Here is a 17,592-nt window from a genome sequence, read left to right on the forward strand (position 1 = left end):
GGAGTTATATAAATGGAAGAAAAGCTTTATTTTTATTATACGAATGATCTACATAGTAATTTCGAACAATGGCCACGAGTATCAAGTTATTTAAAGAAATCCAAGGCACTCCGAAAACGAAGAGGGGAATCTAGCTGGATTATCGATATCGGCGATCATGTGGACCGTTCCCATCCAATTACGGAAGCCTCGATGGGTAAGTCCAATATCAAACTATTAAATAACGCAGATTATGATTTTGTAACGATTGGAAACAATGAAGGTATTACCTTATCACACCAAGATTTATATCACTTATACGATGAAGCGGATTTTCAGGTCGTGTGTGCAAATCTCAATAGTATGGATCAAGTGGAACCGCCATGGTTGAATAAAACAATCAAGATTGAATCGGTTAATGGAATAAAAATTGGTCTCATTGGATTGACTGCACCATTTAATGCGTTTTATGAATTATTGGGCTGGCATATTTCCAATGAGTTTGATGTGCTTGATTGGCATATTGCTGATTTAAAACAGTCCGTAGATGTTATTATCGTCATGTCTCATCTTGGTATTAGTGTTGATCAGGAAATAGCAAGAAGATATGAGGATATTGATGTTATTATTGGTGGCCACACCCATCATCTATTACGTCATGGTGAATATATAAATAATAGTGTCATTACTGCTGCTGGCAAGCATTGTTCATTTATTGGTGAAGTTATTTTAACATGGGATCATAGCGAGAAAAGTCTCGTGAAAAAAGAAGCTTATACAACCGATATAACAAATACTGTTAAGGATTTGCCAACAGAGCAACATATGCAGGAAATGCAACTGGAAGCAGATCAATTACTTGGCCAAACGGTTGTACAGTTAGATCAACCGATGGAAGTCAACTGGTTTACTGAAACACCAATAATAAAAGAGTTGACCAATACATTAAAGGTTTGGACGAAAGCCGACGCTGCGATGCTGAATGCTGGCATGTTGCTTGATGGATTGCCTGCAGGTGCTGTAACACACAAAGACATACACCGTATTTGTCCACACCCGATTAATCCCGTTGTTGTTGACCTAAAAGGGGATGAGCTAATTGAAGTAATCCGTGCTGCTCTCTCCCATGATTTTATGGAATTAAAATTGAAAGGTTTCGGTTTTCGTGGTGAGGTATTGGGCAGGATGATGTTTTCCGGTCTGAAAGTCGAAACAGCATATCATAAAAATGGAAAAGAGTATGTGAAACAAGTTTTACTTAGTAATGGTCAGCCAGTTGACCCAGATCATACGTATTATATTGCAACGGCAGATACATTTACATTCGGCCGCCTGCTACCGGAAATTGCCAAATCAGACACGAAGCATTATTTCGTACCAGAATTCTTGAGAGATCTACTTGCACACACACTTCGCACTAAGTTTTCCGGAAGGTAGTTTTCTACAAGATTGGTACTTAGATACTTGTCCAATAGAAAAATTTAGTTTTTGCTACGAAATCTATAAACTGCGCCATACCTACTGCTTCGGAAATACACTACGCGTCTTGCTTTAGGGCTCGCGAAGAGCATCCTCGTGAACAGGAGTTTTTGTGTATTACCGTGTCCTAGGGTGGAATGAAAGCTATCACTTTATTGATTAGAACATGAAATTCAACTATTATGGCAGTTGATTGGAGCGAAGGACAGTTGACTCCTGCGGGAATAGCACGTGTCCGCGGAAAGCAACTGCCCGTAGCGGAAATCAACCAGCAGTTACGTCGTAGTTTGAGAATATAAAATAACAAACATTAACCAAAGAGCCTTCCTAAAAGACTATCTCGGAGGATTAGTGACACGTTGCCCCCTGATTGCATACAAATATAAGGTAAATTGCGAAGGGGGCAATCATTTATTATGATTACGATAAATCCGCTTGAAGTAGATGGAATGATGTTCACGGCCGTTAGTGTTGAGCTTCCAAAAACAACTCTGTTAACGATTTCCAATGATACTGGCTACATTATGTGTGCAGCATTGGACGTGGATATCTTTAACGAGATTCCGAAATTAAAAGAACGTCATGTTGTAGCAGGCCGGGCTATGGGCGTACGCACGATTGATGAATTATTACATGCACCACTGGAAAAAATAACCGATGCATCGAAAGAACATGGTTGGGAAGTTGGCATGACAGGAAAAGATGCTCTACTGAAAATATCATAACACTGCTTTTGTTTTTTATTCTAAGCCCCCTCATACAAGCATAAATTGTATTTGAGGGGGTTTTTAGATTGAGATTCAAGAAACGTTATCGGAAGAAAAGATTCACAACGCCTCCAAAACATTATATTGTGATGATAACATTACTCTTATTTATAGGAAGTATCATTTTGAGCATCTGGATCGTTGATAAGGAGATTGAACCGGTATTAATGGAAATTGCTGAAGTGAAGACAGATGAATTCGCAACACGTGCCATTAACTCTGCTGTTAGATTTGCTGAAGACTATAGCTTCGAAGATATGTTACATATTACGTATGATAATGAGGGGAATTTTGTAACATACAATTATAATCCATCCATCATAAGTGAAATTAATCGAGTGGCGACAGATAGGGTGGAAGAATTCTTTATAAATGTAAATCGTGGAGAACCATTAGAATTTGAGGACCCAATTGGGGAACCACATGAATACAATGATGGAGCAGAAGACCTTGCCAAACAGGATCCTACATTAATAGAGATCCCTTTAGGGCAAGTCACTGGAAATTCAGTTCTTGCCAACCTTGGTCCTAAAATACCGATAAATCTGGAAGTTGTTGGCAACGTGCGAACGAACATTATTCGTGAAGATGAAGAATTCGGAATCAATGGTGCCTGGGTGTCTTTATATATTAATGTGGAGGCTGACGTGCAAATTGTCATCCCATTCACAACAGAAGTAAAGACCGTCAATACAGAAATCTACCTCGATGGCGGAGCAATTATGGGCAAAGTACCTGACTTTTACGGTGGTGACGGTGATGGTGATGGTCCGTCCATTGCGATACCTAAGGATGACTTGCAGAGTGACTGAAAATCTTGTATAGTTACTCTATAATTAAATATTAAACCTTATCAGATCGGTGAGGTAGAGGCGCAAATAATATGAGTAATTAATCGGAGGATGACAACGATGATGGTTGATGGAAGGATTGTTTGCCGAAGCATAATTTGAGTCAAACTTACTATTGCTGGTACATCTCCTGAATAAAGGGTGTACTGTCATGCAGACGAATAAGGGTGTGTATGGAGAACTACTGATCGAAATGGAGGATAACGTGTATATTGTAGAAACAATGATAGGTTATTTTCTGTCGTTGTTTTTTTGTGTGCAAAATTAATAATGCATACTCGTAAACTAGCCATTTCGTAATCACTATGTTCATCTTCTTGCACAATCAAGAATACTACTATTGGAGGTAACATAATGGAAGGAACCATTTTTTCAATTATTCCGGCTATACTCATGCTATTGCTAGTCATATTAACAAGAAAAGTATTACTATCATTAGGTGCAGGGATTGTCGTTGGAGCACTCATGATTCATGATTTTAATATTATAGATTCATTAACGGAAATCTGGGCAGTCTTTGTTGGAATTTTTGTTTCCGAAGGGTCTTTAAATACAGGAAACCTGCTATTATTAAGCTTTTTATTATTATTAGGTATGATGACAGCATTTCTGCAAGCGTCTGGTGGAAGCAGGGCGTTTGGAGAATGGATGATGAAACGGATAAAAACTCGTACAGGGGCACAAGCGATGACAGGTGTTTTAGGAATCATTATATTTATCGATGATTACTTTAATAGTCTAGCTGTTGGTCAAATTGCGAGACCATTAACAGATCGTCATAAAATTTCTCGTGCAAAACTTGCTTATTTTATCGATTCTACTTCAGCTCCAATAACAGTTATTTCTCCTATCTCAAGCTGGGGAGCTTATATTATTGGTATCCTTGGTGGTCTATTTACTGTAAATGGAATTACGGATATCCAACCATTAACAGCTTTTATCCAAATGATTCCGCTAAACTTATACGCGCTTTCTTCCATATTACTTGTGTTCTTAGTGGCCTATTTAAAAATCGATATTGGACCAATGAGGACACATGAAATACGTGCGATTGAAACAGGAGCACTACTGAATCCAGAACAGGATAAGGTACCCGGAGATTTAAGTGGTACGTTTGAGCCACATAAATCAGGGAAGATTATTTACTTAATCCTGCCAATTATTGTATTGGTAGTTGGCACGGTTCTGTCCATGATTGTTACAGGAGCTAATGCATCTGAAGGTACGATTACTATATTAACGATATTTGCTAATACAAATGTTAATCTTTCCTTATTTATTGGAGGGGTTGCTGCTGTTTTAACATCGTTATTATTCCACTTTGGGCTGAGTGCACCAAAAGTAAATGTAGGGAAGATTTTCATCGAAGGTATCAAAACGATGCTGCCAGCCATTTATATTCTGTTATTGGCATGGATGATTGGTTCCATTATAGGGGCTCTTGAAACAGGAACATACTTGGCAAAACTAGTTAGTGATGCTTCGATTAGTCCGTCCATGCTGCCAGTTCTGTTCTTTATCATCGCAGGAATAATGGCGGTGGCAACTGGTACGTCATGGGGCACATTTGGTATTATGTTACCAATTGCAGTTGAAGTTGCAGTCATCTCTGATATTGATATGCTTCTCCCAACATTAGCTGCAGTACTAGCTGGGTCTGTTTTTGGGGATCATTGTACACCTATTTCAGATACAACAATTCTTTCGTCAACAGGTGCAGGAGCAAACCATATTGATCATGTGGTAACACAATTACCATATGCCTTTATTGTTGCTGGAGCAGCTACCATAGGCTATTTGTTAGTAGGTATTACGAATATGGTATTCATACCATTACTAATTACACTTGGAATCGTACTAATTATAGGTATTACCATTCATTCTGTTAATAAGTCAAAAATGAAAAAAGCATAATCTTTCTAAAATAATCTTTCATCATTCTGATGAAGGATTATTTTTAGGTTCTGAGCAGAACAATTAATAGAATATTTAAAAAGTAAATTGACATAGGCGAAAAGCGTTGTTATAATACAAGCATAAATGTTAGAAAAGAAAGAAAATTTAAAACATTACTTTTTACTGTATTGCATAAGATTGGAAGTAGAAAGGTTAGAAAACTAAGGTGTCACTAAGTTTTTAAGTGACGACCTTAGTTACACTTATGCAGTAAGAAAGTATTGATACTTTCTTAACTGCAAAAAGGGGAGGTCAATACATGGAAAATCGTTCGCAATGGGGAACAAGAGCTGGTTTTATTTTGGCTGCAGTTGGATCTGCAGTTGGACTAGGTAATATTTGGCGCTTTCCGGCGGTTGCCTATGAAAATGGGGGAGGAGCCTTTTTTATTCCATACCTGTTTGCACTTCTAACTGCCGGCATTCCGATACTTATTATGGAATTTACGATGGGACATAAGTATCGTGGTTCAGCTCCTTTAACGTTTAGAAGAATGAATAAGAAAACAGAATGGGTAGGCTGGTGGGGAGTTTTAGTGGCATTTGTCATATCCACTTACTACTCTGTTATCATTGCCTGGGCAATATCATATTCTATTTTCTCCTTTAATCTAGGCTGGGGGTCAGATACAGAAGGGTTCCTATTCGGCGATTATTTAAATTTAACTGTTGATCCAGGACAGACGGGAAGCTTGGTACCCGGGGTCTTAATTCCATTAATCATTGTTTGGATTGTCGTTTTAGGTATTTTATTTAAAGGTGTTAAAAAGGGAATTGAACTTGCAAATAGAATTTTCATTCCAGCATTAGTAATTATTTTTCTTATCATTGTTATTTATGCATTAACATTGCCAGGAGCAATTACTGGCTTAGAGGCGTTCTTTGCACCAGATTTCAGTAGGATAGCTGACCCGGATGTCTGGGTAGCAGCATATGGACAGATATTCTTTAGTTTGTCGATTGCCTTTGCGATTATGATTACGTATTCAAGTTACTTGCCGAAGAAGTCTGATATCACAAATAACGCTTTTATTGTAGGTTTTGGTAACTCCAGTTTTGAATTGCTGGCAGGTATCGGTGTCTTCGCTATTTTAGGATTTATGGCAACAGCTGCTGGTGTGGGGGTAGATGAAGTAGTTGCTGGTGGTGTTGGTTTAGCTTTCGTCGTATTCCCAGCGATTATTAATGAATTCCCTGTCCTTAACGAATTCTTTGGTTTCCTTTTCTTTGCTTCATTGGTTTTAGCAGGATTGACTTCGTTAATGTCAATTACGGAGACATATGTTGCAGGACTTGTAGATAAATTTAAAATTTCCAGAGCAAAAGCAGTTTTATTTGGTGGCGGTTTGGCAGCGGTTATTTCATTACTCTATGCAACACAGGGTGGACTGTATTTCCTTGATGCTGCAGACTATTTCATTAACCAATTTGGAGTTGCTTTGATCGGATTAGTAGAAGTTGTCATGATTGCCTGGTTCTTGCGTGAATTAAAAGGACTTCAGTCATATGCAAATGAAATTTCGGATATTCGACTCGGGTCATGGTGGACGATATGTTTAAGTGTAGTTACACCAATTGTATTGGGTTATATGATGTTTGGACTGTTTAAACAAAACCTTCTAAAAGAATTTGCGACAGATAATGGTAACTATGAAGGTTATTCCAACACCTTTATTATGTTTGGTGGATGGGCAGTTGCGGCAGCAGCACTATTAGTCGGAATATTAATGTCGTTTACGAAATGGAAAACGACTGAAGCTGTTGAAGAAGAAATAGAAAAGACGGGGGAGGCAAAATAATGAGTGTTGGGGCTATTATTGTCATGATCTTTGGAATTGTAATTATATGGGGAGGACTTGGAACTAGTATTTGGAATGCGATTCGAAAAACAAAAGACGCAAAATAAAAGAAAAAAGAGCCTTCCATTTTTTGGAGGCTCTCATTTTTAATTTTTATCCTTTGCCATTCGTTCCCATTTAATCAAATATGGATAGGGATCGAACGACCATTCACTATATCCATTATCTTTATACATTCCATAATGAAGATGGGGAGGGAATTTCCCGGATGTGCCAGGAGGTCCATAGCCTGTAGACCCGACACTTCCTAGGACATCCCCAGGTTTCACAACTTGGCCAACTTTTAAATCGTCGCTAAAACCACTCATATGTGCATAATAATGATATATATTGAAAATATCACGTATTCCAACTCGCCAACCACCATAAAGATTCCAGCCCATCATTTCAATAACACCGTACGTGGTCGAATGAACGGGAACTCCATAATTTGCAAAGATATCTGTTCCTTCGTGAATTCGATTTCCTCCGAATCCGCGTTTGTCACCCCATGTATTCCGGTAACTGTAATTATGGTTTGTGGCCACTGGAAAGTCTCTGTCCGTTAAATGAATATCCTGAAACGTTTGGAATACTTTTGATGTATTCATAATGGTTTGTACCGTTAAGTCACGATTGTAATGGTTCCAAAGTGCAATTCGAATATCATCTTTTGAAGGTCCATATTCAAGAAGAATCATTGCCATTGTATAGAGAACATCTTCTTCGTTATCTGGATCTGCAATTCCATCTCCATTCCCATCTTTTCCTTTCCCGTTGAATGTATCGATGAGAGTGATTTCTTTCAGTGAGGAACTATTACCTAGACCAAACCATTTTTCTGGCTGAATTTCGATGGAGATGATTTGCTCGGGTTCGTCACTATTCTTAATATTACGCTCGTAATTATCAATTGCTGCTAAATAGTACCATGGAATCTGTGTTAATGCTTCTGTCTTCTTAAATAGAGCCATACGCTCGTCATAAATATTTTCCTCGTCGTCCTTTTCTGCATGAACATCATATGACTGTAATAGAAAAAACATTATACTTAAGCATATTAAGATAACCCGAAAGGACATTTTCTCACCTCCAATATGAATGAATTTGCAAAGCTTAATTGTTCCTTATTTCCTCATTATCCTTTCCTTGTGAAGACTTTTTCATTTCTTTAATAATCAGGTTTATGGTGTTATCGTAATTGCGATTTCCAGTTGAAGAATTGTGCAGACTTTGAATGTCATGTATTAGTGTTTCATTATCAGAGACATGAATGTCGAAATAGCTTGGCATAATTGACATTGCTGTTCGTTTGGCAATATCTGCTGCTGAACTTTCAGATGTTCCTTCATTTCTGTCATATGCAATGAGGACCTCACGATCTGTAACCAGTGTAGCAACTTCATTAAAGCCATTATTCTGTAAAATAATGCGAGTAATCATATCAGCCATTTCATTGCGGTCAATCGAGAATGTCTTATTCCTGTTTACAGTATCATTTTCAAACTGTTCCTTTGTATAGCGGACATAGCCGATTTGAGAGTTCGTATTGTCCCCGGCAGGTGCTTCATAATTTCTGGATGGATCCAACTCGTCTACAATCTGTTCTCTTTCAGTCATTGTATTATCATTGGTATTACATCCAGCGATAAATACAATACCAATAATAGCTGCAATAAATAATGATCTCATGTTTTCCCTCCTAACATATTATCAGATATCTATAGTTTCTTTAAAAGTCAGGAATTAATGCATGTAAAATATTTGTGGTTTCTATATTGGTTCGTATGGTAAACTAGAATCAGTTTAAGAGGTCGTTCAAAAAATCGGGTGAAAATGACACATCGCATTTCTTCGTTGGCTTTCCTTTTCGCTCCTTGGAAAAGAAAAACATTTTTCCTGCGTGCAAGATCGTTTGCTCGCGCTAAAATATTCAGGGATCTTCTACTAAAACCGTCCACGTCCTGGGACTCCGGTTACTCGTCCCGCCGAAAACATTTGTGGACAACGTAGAAGTCACCACATCCTGTGGAAGCCATGCCGCTTCGAACTGCTTGGTCCTTTTCATCGTCCTTTTTGAACACGCACTTTAAGTGGGGTGAGTTTCTTGGTCGAACTGAATGGAAAGAATTATGAGATTATAGAGGATATTAAAGATGGATTTCAGGAAGAAGCATTAAAAGCCCGATATTCTGAAATATTAGCGAAGTACGATTATATTGTAGGGGATTGGGGCTATGATCAGCTCCGATTAAAAGGGTTTTATAAAGATAGAAATGCGAAAGCAGCAATTGATTCAAAAATAGGTACATTAGACGATTACCTGCTGGAGTACTGTAATTTTGGTTGTGCTTATTTTGTACTGAAAAAATTACCGAAGTAGACATATAATTCGAAAGGCGACTGCAGTTTTACCAGCAGTCGCCTTCTGTTTTGGTCATAATTCTTTAATTATTCTTTCCCATCATGGGTTGGGTGGGCACCATCGGCTTGCCTTGGTAAGCCTTCATGCTGAGCTCTATCGGGAAAGACATATGCACTGTCACGATATTGTCCCTCTGTCCATGGTTCAGACTTTCCTGTAACCTTTTCATCCTGATTCATTTCTGAACCATATGCACCTTCAGGAAATTCTTCTGGTATCAACTGATTTCTTTGTTTTTCCACATTCGAAAAATCCGAAAACTCTTTCTCGCGATAATCCTTCAATTGAAATCACCACCTATTCTTTGCAAGGGGAGGATGCATTCACTATAGTATGTGTGCAAATGTAAGGATTATTATAAATTAAGGCTCTTAACTGCTGGTTTTTTATCAGTATGTAGAAACTTCGGCAACCGCTCTGGGAAATACAATGCGCGCATCCTAGGGCGGCTGGTGAGCCCCTTCATGCTGAAGCATTTCATTTTGAAGGGTGGCTGCTTAGTTTGCTTTATCTTTCACATCGTATATAACCCCTAAATTTCTTCTCAAGAAGTCTTCCTAAACGAAATAGTGCATCCTCATTACCTGTTGCGCTCATGATTTGAACACTGATTGGCATATTGTTCTCATCGACACCTACAGGAACCGTTAATGAAGGCAGGCCCCATACATTCGCATATGCTACATATGGCATAAACTGTAAAAATGTTTTTCGGATGGAGAATATCTCTTTAAATACTCGGCCATGTGGGAGTGCGCCAGTATGATATACAGGGAAAATCAATAACCGATTTTTTAGGTAAGTCGCCAGTAATTCATCCCCTTGTTCCAGTGTTTCCTCAATCTCACGTATTCGCTTTAACGACGGACGAAACATCTTTGATCCCAAAATCGCCCATGAAAGGTAGGGATGTACCTTTGTCCGCTGGGTTAGTTTTTCTTTGAAAAAAGAGGTATATACATTTGATCGATCATTGTTGTAAGCTTCTAATTCGATTAATTTGCTACCCTCAATGGACATTATTTCCTGCCAAATTAATGAACTGTTTTCAAAATAGGGTGGAATTGCCCGTTTCGTTGAGTACGTCTTTCCCAGAAGAAGATTAAGCTCATCAAGAATTTCCTTTGTGGTTTGTGATAAGGGATAATCCATGTTTCCTGGTAGTATTTCAATTCTAAATCGATGTAATGGTTTAGCATCCAGTGATGATCCTGTAAGTATTTGAAATAATAATTTCATATCACGGACAGTTTTACCCATCGGTCCGATTGTCATCATTCGCTCCTGTAGTGGATGTACTACTAGTGGGTAATGGCCATGGTTTGAAACTTGGTTCATTCCGGGTTTGAAGCCGATTACACCATTAAAGTGAGCAGGAAAACGAATCGAACCACCGATATCTGAGCCAATGCCAACAGCAGATCCACCTACAGCAAGGAGTGCGCCTTCACCACCACTGGAACCTCCTGCAGTTCGGTTAATATCCCATGGGTTATTTGTTCTACCATATAATTTGTTTTCTGTTTCTTGGCAAAAACTTAATGCAGGAGTATTCGTTTTACCTAATATAATGGCACCAGCATTTTTTAATTGGGTAATAACCTCTGCATCTTCCTTGGATATTAAATCCTGTCGATGTTCAAGCCCGCCGGTAGTTTTCATCTCTGCCACTTGTAAAGATTCTTTAATACTAATTGGAACACCATGCAACGGGCCTATTATTTCATTTCTATCGATTAATGCATCCATATCATGTGCTTCTTTGAGAGCCATCTCGAAACGATCTTCTACAAGAGCATTGATTGTGGGATTCTGTTCGGAGATATGTTTGATATAAGCCTGAACGGCATCGGTACTGGTTATTTCTCGTTTCTGAATGGCATTCGCAATCGTCGTTGCATCCATATTGATTATCTGTCTTTCTTCCATATTTTTCCCTCATTATATTTTCGTTATTTTAAATATATCATGTTGCAGCTTATATACCTAAAAAAATATGATATGATAAATTATAGACAGTTAATGGGGGTAATATGTATGTATTTCGTAGATCGAAGTAAAATTGAGCGAACGCTCTCATATATGGAAGGCATTCTTAGTGAAGTTAAGAAGCAGTCATTCAGTAGCTTGATGGAAAAATTAAGTTTGGAACGGATGGTTCATGTATTGATTGAGTCTATGCTTGATGTAGGAAATATGATGATTGATGGGTTTATTATGAGAGATCCGGGAAGTTATGAAGATATAATTGATATTTTAATTGATGAAAAAGTATTGCCAACTGAAGAAGAACCGGCCTACAAGTCATTCATTGGTCTTCGGAAAATGCTAGTTAATGACTATACAAATATTGATCATGCTGCATTGCTTCAGACGATGGAAAAACATGAAAGGGTATTAAACCAGTTCAGCAGCAATATTCGTATCTATTTAAAGAATGAACTTGGAGTAGCTAACGCTTTTTCAAATGAATGAGTAGATAAAACAGGCTAAAGTTAAAAAGGAAAAGCTGGTAACTCCTGAAAAAAGTTTTCTATCGAAAGAAGTGTCGGAATGAAAAAGTATAAAGGTTATTTAATTGACTTGGATGGAACAATGTATCGAGGAACGGAATCAATCAATGGTGCAGCTGATTTTGTTGACGAACTGTCTCGGAGAGGTATTCCTTATTTATTCGTTACCAATAATTCATCCAAAACACAGGAAGATGTTTCCAATAAATTGAATTCAATGGGAATAAAAGCGGAGCCAAATCAGATTGTTACAACAAGTCTCGCAACCGCAAACTATATTCGGTCACAGAAAGAGCAAGCCCGCTGCTTTTGTATTGGTGAAGACGGACTGCATCATGCTTTAGAAGCAAGTGGCATGGTAATGACAGATGTGGACTGTGACTTTGTTGTCATGGGAATTGATCGACAAGTGACATATGAAAAATTTACAAAGGCGTGTATTGCCGTACGAAATGGTGCTGCATTTATATCTACCAACAGTGATATTGCCATTCCAACCGAACGTGGTCTCCTACCAGGAAATGGTGCATTAACTTCGGTTGTTGCAGTCAGTACCGAGCAACAGCCAACATTTATCGGTAAACCGGAAGCAATCATAATGGAAGAAGCTTTAACTTTACTAGGTTTGACAAAAGAGGAAACGTTAATGGTAGGCGATAATTATAATACAGATATTAAGGCTGGAATCAATGCAAGTATCGATACATTAATGGTATTTACAGGAGTGACGCCATTTGAAGAATTGGCAAATGTAGATATCCAGCCTACATACCATGTACATAATCTGAATGATTGGATAGAACTTATATAGGCATCCTACAAAATGGAAAAGGCCGTGTACAATAATGTACACGGTCTTTAATTTTGCTATGACGGAAAGTTACTAATTATGCATAAATATTTTTTAAATAATTTTTTCTGTAGTACTAATAATGGAAACAAGCTACTTACACATCGACATCGTCCAAATCATCTGCATCACTATGTGCTAATCTGCTGGATGCTGCAGCAGCGATCGCGCCGACAATATCATCAAGGAAGGTGTGGATTTCACCGCTGGATTTATCGTTTAGCTTTTTTAGAATTCCTGGTTTTTGTTTGTCAATATATCCGAAATTAGTCATTCCTATAGAGCCATACACATTCACAATTGATAATGCGATAACTTCGTCGATTCCATATAGGCCTTCATCGATTTCGATTGTTTTCTGCAACGGTTGATCGAGTTTCTTTTGCTCTGCAAGAACATCGAGCTGAATTCCTGTGAGAATTGCATTTTGAACCTCTCTTTTTGTAAGTACTCGGTCAACATTATGCAGACATTCATCCATCGATAAATTTTTATGATAGTTGGATTGTAAATAATAGACCAATTCGGCAATATCATTTAATTCTACCCCACGTTGTGTCAGTAATTTTCTTGCCTTTACCTCGAGTTCACTTTTTGTAGTATATTTCGCCATTAGATCACCTTTTCATTTTTTGTAGTTAAGATATCTTCCATTCGTTCATACACTCTTATTAAAAGGGGAAGTTCAAAAAGTACCATATGATAAGCGGCAAATCTCTTCGTTGTCTTGCTTTTTGGCTACTTACTTATTAAAGTTTTAATTTCGTTCCATGTTAGGGAAAGATTCCTAGGTGTCCAAAGCTACGCAGCCACATTTTTCAAGACCCAATTCGGCACCCTTTTAAAAAAATAAAAAGGAGAGATTGCATTGCCATTGGAAGAAATGTTGAATATCCATTACCGTATCCAGTCGGACGATAAAGTATTTCTAGGTGTAAAAGAAGGATACAGGCAGGGTGATAATATCTATGTTACCATTTCTGGTAAGAACAGGGAAACAATTCTAATGGAACAAGCTGTCCTATCCTATTATTTAAGAGATAATTCAGTAGAAATGCTTGCAATACCAATCCCAAATTTGAATGGTGAATGGTACACACCCTATAAAGATGATTCTTGGATGGTTTTGCATATGAAAGAAGAAAGGAATGAAAGTCGTCTTAACGATAAACCAATCGGCCGCCAATTAGCGGAACTGCATCAGGTCGGTGGAAAATTTAGTTATGAGCCTAAAGCCATATCAAGCTATGGCAAATGGAAAGAACTATGGATTGAAAAATTAACAACCTTTGAGGAGGTAATCGAGGATCAGGCAAGGGAGACACCTTCAGACTATTACCGGACTTTGATGGACTTTCTGCCATATTTAATTGGTATAAGTGAAAATGCGATTCAATATCTTCAGGAAAGCGAGCGAGAAAAACGCATTTTAGATACCGACCAAGGGACAACAACATTTATTAGATTCGATCAGTTTATGGAACAGTCCATAGTTTGGACGGATCAACTAGCCTATGATCATCCTACAAGAGACATTGCTGAATATATACGTTCTTCCTTTTTAAAAAATGACAGCCCAAAAAAGATTATAAATTTTTTAAATGATTATCAGACGGTATCACCGCTTTCTATCTTCGGTTGGCGATTAGTTTATGCACGTTTACTCTTTCCTATCCAACTCTTTGATTTTATAGAACAGGGATTTACAAAGCCACAGAAGGAAATCGAATTAAGAAGGATGATTAAAATCCAGACAGCCTATGAAAAACAGCTCCGGGACTTTTATGAAATGGTAGGGGTGGATGCTGAAAAATGGGAGATCCCTGTGATACACTGGTTATAAAGAGGAAAGACGGACAGGATAATAATGATATTATAAATGGAATTGATGCAATAACAAATGTTAGGTAAGAAGAGAAAAAAGGCAGACAAAATGGATTGTCTGCCTTCTAATATAAAAGATGTCTTTAAAAGACTTGTTCGATTTCTTTAACACCAGGAACTTCTGCCATAAGTGCGCGCTCGATTCCTGCTTTTAATGTAATTGTGGAACTTGGGCAATTGCCACATGCACCCATAAGGCGAAGGAGAACAATACCTTCATCATCCACATCGATTAACTCGACATCTCCACCGTCACGCAGTAAGAATGGACGTAATTTATTCAATACTTCTTGTACTTGTTCTTGCATATCCATCTACTCCTTTCCATACTCCCATTATAAATTGTTCATGCCAAAAAATCTATCTTTAGAATTATATTAAGTATCCAGTTAATTATATTTTACCTTTATATGAACATTTTGTAAAATGAAAGTATCTACATTTAAGAAAAAACGAAAGGTGGGGGTTAAATGGGAACAAAGAAAGTTACGATTACCATTTATGGAGCGGAGCAAATTTGTGCCAGTTGTGTTGGGGCGCCAGGGTCAAAAGATACATATGAATGGCTCCAGGCTGCAATTGGAAGGAAATATATCGATGACCCAATTGCATATGAATATATTGATATCAATCAACCACAAGAAGAGGAAAAGCATCAACAGTTTGTGAAGCGGATAATGGAAGAAGACTTATTTTACCCGATTGTCTTTGTTAATGATGAAATGGTCGCAGAAGGGATCCCGCGTCTGAAGACGATCTATCAATCATTGGATAAATATGGTATTCAGTTGCAGGCATATAGAATTCAGGAATAAAAATTTGGCTGTTTCGCATAGATTGTTGTTATCTGCCTCGTAGTCGAGATAAATTGCGAAGTAACTGCTAGTAGAATTCTTTTATTATGTGCTTTTCCCGCCGTCCGGGATCGCTCTGGGCGGATGCGCACCTTAGGGTACGGCCTCAGCCCCGAAGAGAACTAAGCAGTTAATTGTTTACACCAGCTCTGGGAAATATACGTAGACTCCAGCCCGGAGGAAAGGCATAGGTAAGACAACATAGCGCTATAGCGCAAGTTGGCTCACCAGCCGCCCTAAGGTGCGTGAAGTAATGTTTCCCAGTGCGGTCGCCGAAGTTGCTACTTACTGATAGAAATCAACCAGCAGTTACTTCGCAGTTTAGATAAAATGCTACGAAGGTTAAAAAATATTTATCCTTTCAATAGAGACCAAATTAAAATTAAATGGTTGAATAACGGCAGTTGTATTTGTATACTTAAGATAAGTTAAATGAGGAGGTCCGTAAAATGGTCATTAATATTACTGAGAATGCCAGTGCCCAAATCAAAGAAATGATGAAGGAAGAATCGGCTGACGTACATTTCCGCTTTGGTATCAAAGGCGGCGGTTGCAGCGGATTATCTTATTCAATGGGATTTGATTATGAAGTAAATCAAGAATTAGATGTCGTAGAAGATATAGACGGAATTCCTGTAGTTTTATTCAATCAGGATGTTCCCATTATAGAAGGAACAACAATTGATTTTAAACAAAATATGATGGGCGGAGGGTTTAGTATCGATAACCCGAACGCAATCGTATCCTGTGGGTGTGGATCATCTTTCCGTACGAAGGATAAAGTAGGAAGCCCAGGAGACTGTTAAGATGAACCGAAGCGCAACACGAACGCTTCTTTTCTAACTCAACAGAACAAAAAACCTGCCAGCAATATTATTTGCTGGCAGGTTTTAAAAATAAAAAAGCATAAGCATTAAGTTCTTTATGAAGTTTTTAGTAAGGGTAAGCCACGTCCAGCTCCAGCGCCCAACGACTGATAGACTTCCTTCACCTCCGTCAGATAAGTCAACATCGATTCACTACGTTCCCAAAGAGTTTTCCTTGATCTTCAAAAGTTGTTATGGAAGTTCAACAAAACCGCCACATCACGTGGCAGGTGTTTTGATGGGGCGAGTAATCACAGTCCCAACGTTGAACCACACCACATCGTGTGGGGCGCAGTCTACAAGCGCTAAACCTAGCTTTAAGCTTTGGCTCCTTAAAACATTGCTGTTGAATGTTTTGGCTGAATACGTGCTTTTGGATCGATATAGTTTTTCGCGTTATTGACTGCTGTTGGACCTTCGCCAAAGCCGGTTACAATTAGCTTTACTTTACCTTCATATGTGCAAATATCTCCTGCAGCATAGATTCCTGGAATATTCGTTTCCATTTTCGTATTTACGACAATACTATTTTTCTCGATGTTAAGGTCCCAATCTTTTATTGGTCCAAGGCTTGAGATGAATCCATAATTACAGATGACATCATCGACTTCAAGTTCCATCTTTCTTTCACCTTTTACTTCTTCAAAAACAATTTTATCAATTTTATCTGACGTGACAATGTCTGATGGCGCAAATGGTGTAAGCACCTCTACCGAAGAATTCATCAACTGTTCTACACTATGTTCATGTGCACGAAATTGATCGCGACGATGGATAAGTTTCACATTCTTTGCAACCTTTTCAAGCATAAGTGCCCAGTCAACTGCAGAGTCTCCACCGCCCAGAAGTACAACGTTCCTATCTTTAAATTGATTCATGTCTTTAACATAATAATGCAAGTTATTTCCTTCAAAACTTTCGCTATTACCGATGTTTAAACGGCGTGGTTGGAATGCGCCGTTTCCTGCAGTAATAATAATGGTCTTCGTATAATGAACTTCACCGGTAGTGGAGGTCATTTTGAACGAATTGTCTTCCAGTCGTTCTAGTGTGTCGACCGCTTGTCCAAGAACAATCTCAGGATCAAACATACTAGCTTGCTCCTCGAGTTTATCTACTAGTTCCTGTGCACGAACATTTGGGAATCCCGCTACATCATATATATATTTTTCCGGATAAAGGGCTGTTAGCTGTCCACCAGTATGTGGAAGACTCTCGATTATTTTTACACTAGCCTGGCGCATTCCACCATAGAAAGCTGTAAATAATCCAGCTGGCCCCGCTCCGATAATTGTAATATCAAATACTTTTTCAGACATAGTAAACCCTCA

At 38.3% G+C, this 17,592-nt stretch carries 19 protein-coding genes and 1 riboswitch; of the genes, 12 read left to right on the forward strand and 7 right to left on the reverse strand.

The features are described 5' to 3' along the window. The first annotated feature begins 12 nt into the window (after nt 1-12). The 6 genes from BV906_RS06940 to BV906_RS19150 all read left to right on the forward strand — a co-directional run bounded on the left by BV906_RS06940 (nt 13) and on the right by BV906_RS19150 (nt 6,937). On the forward strand, nt 13-1,416 hold the full coding sequence (locus tag BV906_RS06940) for a bifunctional metallophosphatase/5'-nucleotidase (protein WP_087972699.1): 1,404 nt from the start codon (nt 13-15) through the stop codon (nt 1,414-1,416). A 458-nt stretch (nt 1,417-1,874) separates the two neighbouring features. Then, the gene (locus tag BV906_RS06945; protein ID WP_087972700.1) at nt 1,875-2,183 is read left to right on the forward strand and encodes a YunC family protein; all 309 of its coding nucleotides are present in this window, start codon (nt 1,875-1,877) and stop codon (nt 2,181-2,183) included. A 68-nt stretch (nt 2,184-2,251) separates the two neighbouring features. Continuing rightward, nucleotides 2,252-3,037 (forward strand): sporulation protein YunB, encoded by a 786-nt coding sequence (gene yunB, locus BV906_RS06950; protein WP_245843956.1) that lies wholly within the window; start codon nt 2,252-2,254, stop codon nt 3,035-3,037. A gap of 47 nt (nt 3,038-3,084) precedes the next feature. Continuing rightward, nucleotides 3,085-3,268: riboswitch (Lysine riboswitch) on the forward strand. 162 nt (nt 3,269-3,430) lie between these two features. Next, complete coding sequence (locus BV906_RS06955) at nt 3,431-4,990, forward strand: Na+/H+ antiporter NhaC family protein (RefSeq protein WP_087972701.1); 1,560 nt, start codon at nt 3,431-3,433, stop codon at nt 4,988-4,990. A 301-nt stretch (nt 4,991-5,291) separates the two neighbouring features. Beyond that, complete coding sequence (locus BV906_RS06960) at nt 5,292-6,830, forward strand: sodium-dependent transporter (RefSeq protein ID WP_087972702.1); 1,539 nt, start codon at nt 5,292-5,294, stop codon at nt 6,828-6,830. Continuing rightward, nucleotides 6,830-6,937 (forward strand): methionine/alanine import family NSS transporter small subunit, encoded by a 108-nt coding sequence (locus tag BV906_RS19150; RefSeq protein ID WP_140321970.1) that lies wholly within the window; start codon nt 6,830-6,832, stop codon nt 6,935-6,937. Before BV906_RS06960 ends, BV906_RS19150 begins: the two co-directional genes overlap by 1 nt. Before the next feature lie 39 nt (nt 6,938-6,976). On the opposite strand, the gene BV906_RS06965 is transcribed toward BV906_RS19150, so the two are convergent. Together BV906_RS06965 and BV906_RS06970 are read right to left on the reverse strand one after the other, a co-directional pair. Next, entirely contained in the window at nt 6,977-7,915 is a 939-nt protein-coding gene (locus BV906_RS06965; RefSeq protein WP_245843964.1) for a M23 family metallopeptidase, read from the reverse strand. 70 nt (nt 7,916-7,985) lie between these two features. After that, nucleotides 7,986-8,561: a YhcN/YlaJ family sporulation lipoprotein gene (locus BV906_RS06970; RefSeq protein WP_087972704.1), complete on the reverse strand. Its 576-nt coding sequence runs from the start codon at nt 8,559-8,561 to the stop codon at nt 7,986-7,988. A gap of 415 nt (nt 8,562-8,976) precedes the next feature. Here BV906_RS06970 and BV906_RS06975 point away from each other — a divergent pair, with 415 nt between their 5' ends. Continuing rightward, on the forward strand, nt 8,977-9,252 hold the full coding sequence (locus BV906_RS06975) for a YutD family protein (RefSeq protein ID WP_087972705.1): 276 nt from the start codon (nt 8,977-8,979) through the stop codon (nt 9,250-9,252). 68 nt (nt 9,253-9,320) lie between these two features. Here the strand turns inward: BV906_RS06975 and BV906_RS06980 are convergent, their stop codons facing one another. Together BV906_RS06980 and BV906_RS06985 are read right to left on the reverse strand one after the other, a co-directional pair. Continuing rightward, nucleotides 9,321-9,578: a hypothetical protein gene (locus BV906_RS06980; protein WP_087972706.1), complete on the reverse strand. Its 258-nt coding sequence runs from the start codon at nt 9,576-9,578 to the stop codon at nt 9,321-9,323. Nucleotides 9,579-9,801: 223 nt separating this feature from the next. Next, nucleotides 9,802-11,223, reverse strand: a complete 1,422-nt coding sequence (locus tag BV906_RS06985) for an amidase (protein WP_087972707.1) — start codon at nt 11,221-11,223, stop codon at nt 9,802-9,804. A gap of 108 nt (nt 11,224-11,331) precedes the next feature. Between BV906_RS06985 and BV906_RS06990 the strand changes: the two genes are divergently transcribed. Together BV906_RS06990 and BV906_RS06995 are read left to right on the forward strand one after the other, a co-directional pair. Further along, complete coding sequence (locus BV906_RS06990) at nt 11,332-11,769, forward strand: DUF86 domain-containing protein (protein ID WP_087972708.1); 438 nt, start codon at nt 11,332-11,334, stop codon at nt 11,767-11,769. Between the two features lie 78 nt (nt 11,770-11,847). Beyond that, a complete protein-coding gene (locus tag BV906_RS06995; RefSeq protein ID WP_087972709.1) occupies nt 11,848-12,618 on the forward strand; it encodes a TIGR01457 family HAD-type hydrolase in 771 nt (256 codons plus the stop codon). A gap of 136 nt (nt 12,619-12,754) precedes the next feature. Here BV906_RS06995 and BV906_RS07000 read toward each other — a convergent pair whose 3' ends face one another. After that, nucleotides 12,755-13,270: a phosphatidylglycerophosphatase A family protein gene (locus tag BV906_RS07000; RefSeq protein WP_087972710.1), complete on the reverse strand. Its 516-nt coding sequence runs from the start codon at nt 13,268-13,270 to the stop codon at nt 12,755-12,757. Nucleotides 13,271-13,525: 255 nt separating this feature from the next. Between BV906_RS07000 and BV906_RS07005 the strand changes: the two genes are divergently transcribed. Next, nucleotides 13,526-14,500 carry a protein kinase family protein gene (locus BV906_RS07005; RefSeq protein ID WP_087972711.1) on the forward strand — a complete coding sequence of 325 codons (975 nt, stop codon included), beginning with the start codon at nt 13,526-13,528 and terminating at the stop codon, nt 14,498-14,500. 124 nt (nt 14,501-14,624) lie between these two features. Here BV906_RS07005 and BV906_RS07010 read toward each other — a convergent pair whose 3' ends face one another. Further along, a complete protein-coding gene (locus BV906_RS07010) occupies nt 14,625-14,855 on the reverse strand; it encodes a NifU family protein (protein ID WP_425435176.1) in 231 nt (76 codons plus the stop codon). A 156-nt stretch (nt 14,856-15,011) separates the two neighbouring features. Between BV906_RS07010 and BV906_RS07015 the strand changes: the two genes are divergently transcribed. Both BV906_RS07015 and BV906_RS07020 read left to right on the forward strand, forming a co-directional pair. Continuing rightward, on the forward strand, nt 15,012-15,356 hold the full coding sequence (locus BV906_RS07015; protein ID WP_087972713.1) for a YuzD family protein: 345 nt from the start codon (nt 15,012-15,014) through the stop codon (nt 15,354-15,356). A 488-nt stretch (nt 15,357-15,844) separates the two neighbouring features. Continuing rightward, nucleotides 15,845-16,201, forward strand: a complete 357-nt coding sequence (locus tag BV906_RS07020) for a HesB/IscA family protein (protein ID WP_087972714.1) — start codon at nt 15,845-15,847, stop codon at nt 16,199-16,201. A gap of 392 nt (nt 16,202-16,593) precedes the next feature. On the opposite strand, the gene BV906_RS07025 is transcribed toward BV906_RS07020, so the two are convergent. Continuing rightward, entirely contained in the window at nt 16,594-17,580 is a 987-nt protein-coding gene (locus BV906_RS07025) for an NAD(P)/FAD-dependent oxidoreductase (protein ID WP_087972715.1), read from the reverse strand. Nucleotides 17,581-17,592 lie beyond the last annotated feature (12 nt).

This window comes from Oceanobacillus rekensis, from assembly GCF_002153375.1.
GTDB lineage: Bacteria > Bacillota > Bacilli > Bacillales > Amphibacillaceae > Oceanobacillus > Oceanobacillus rekensis.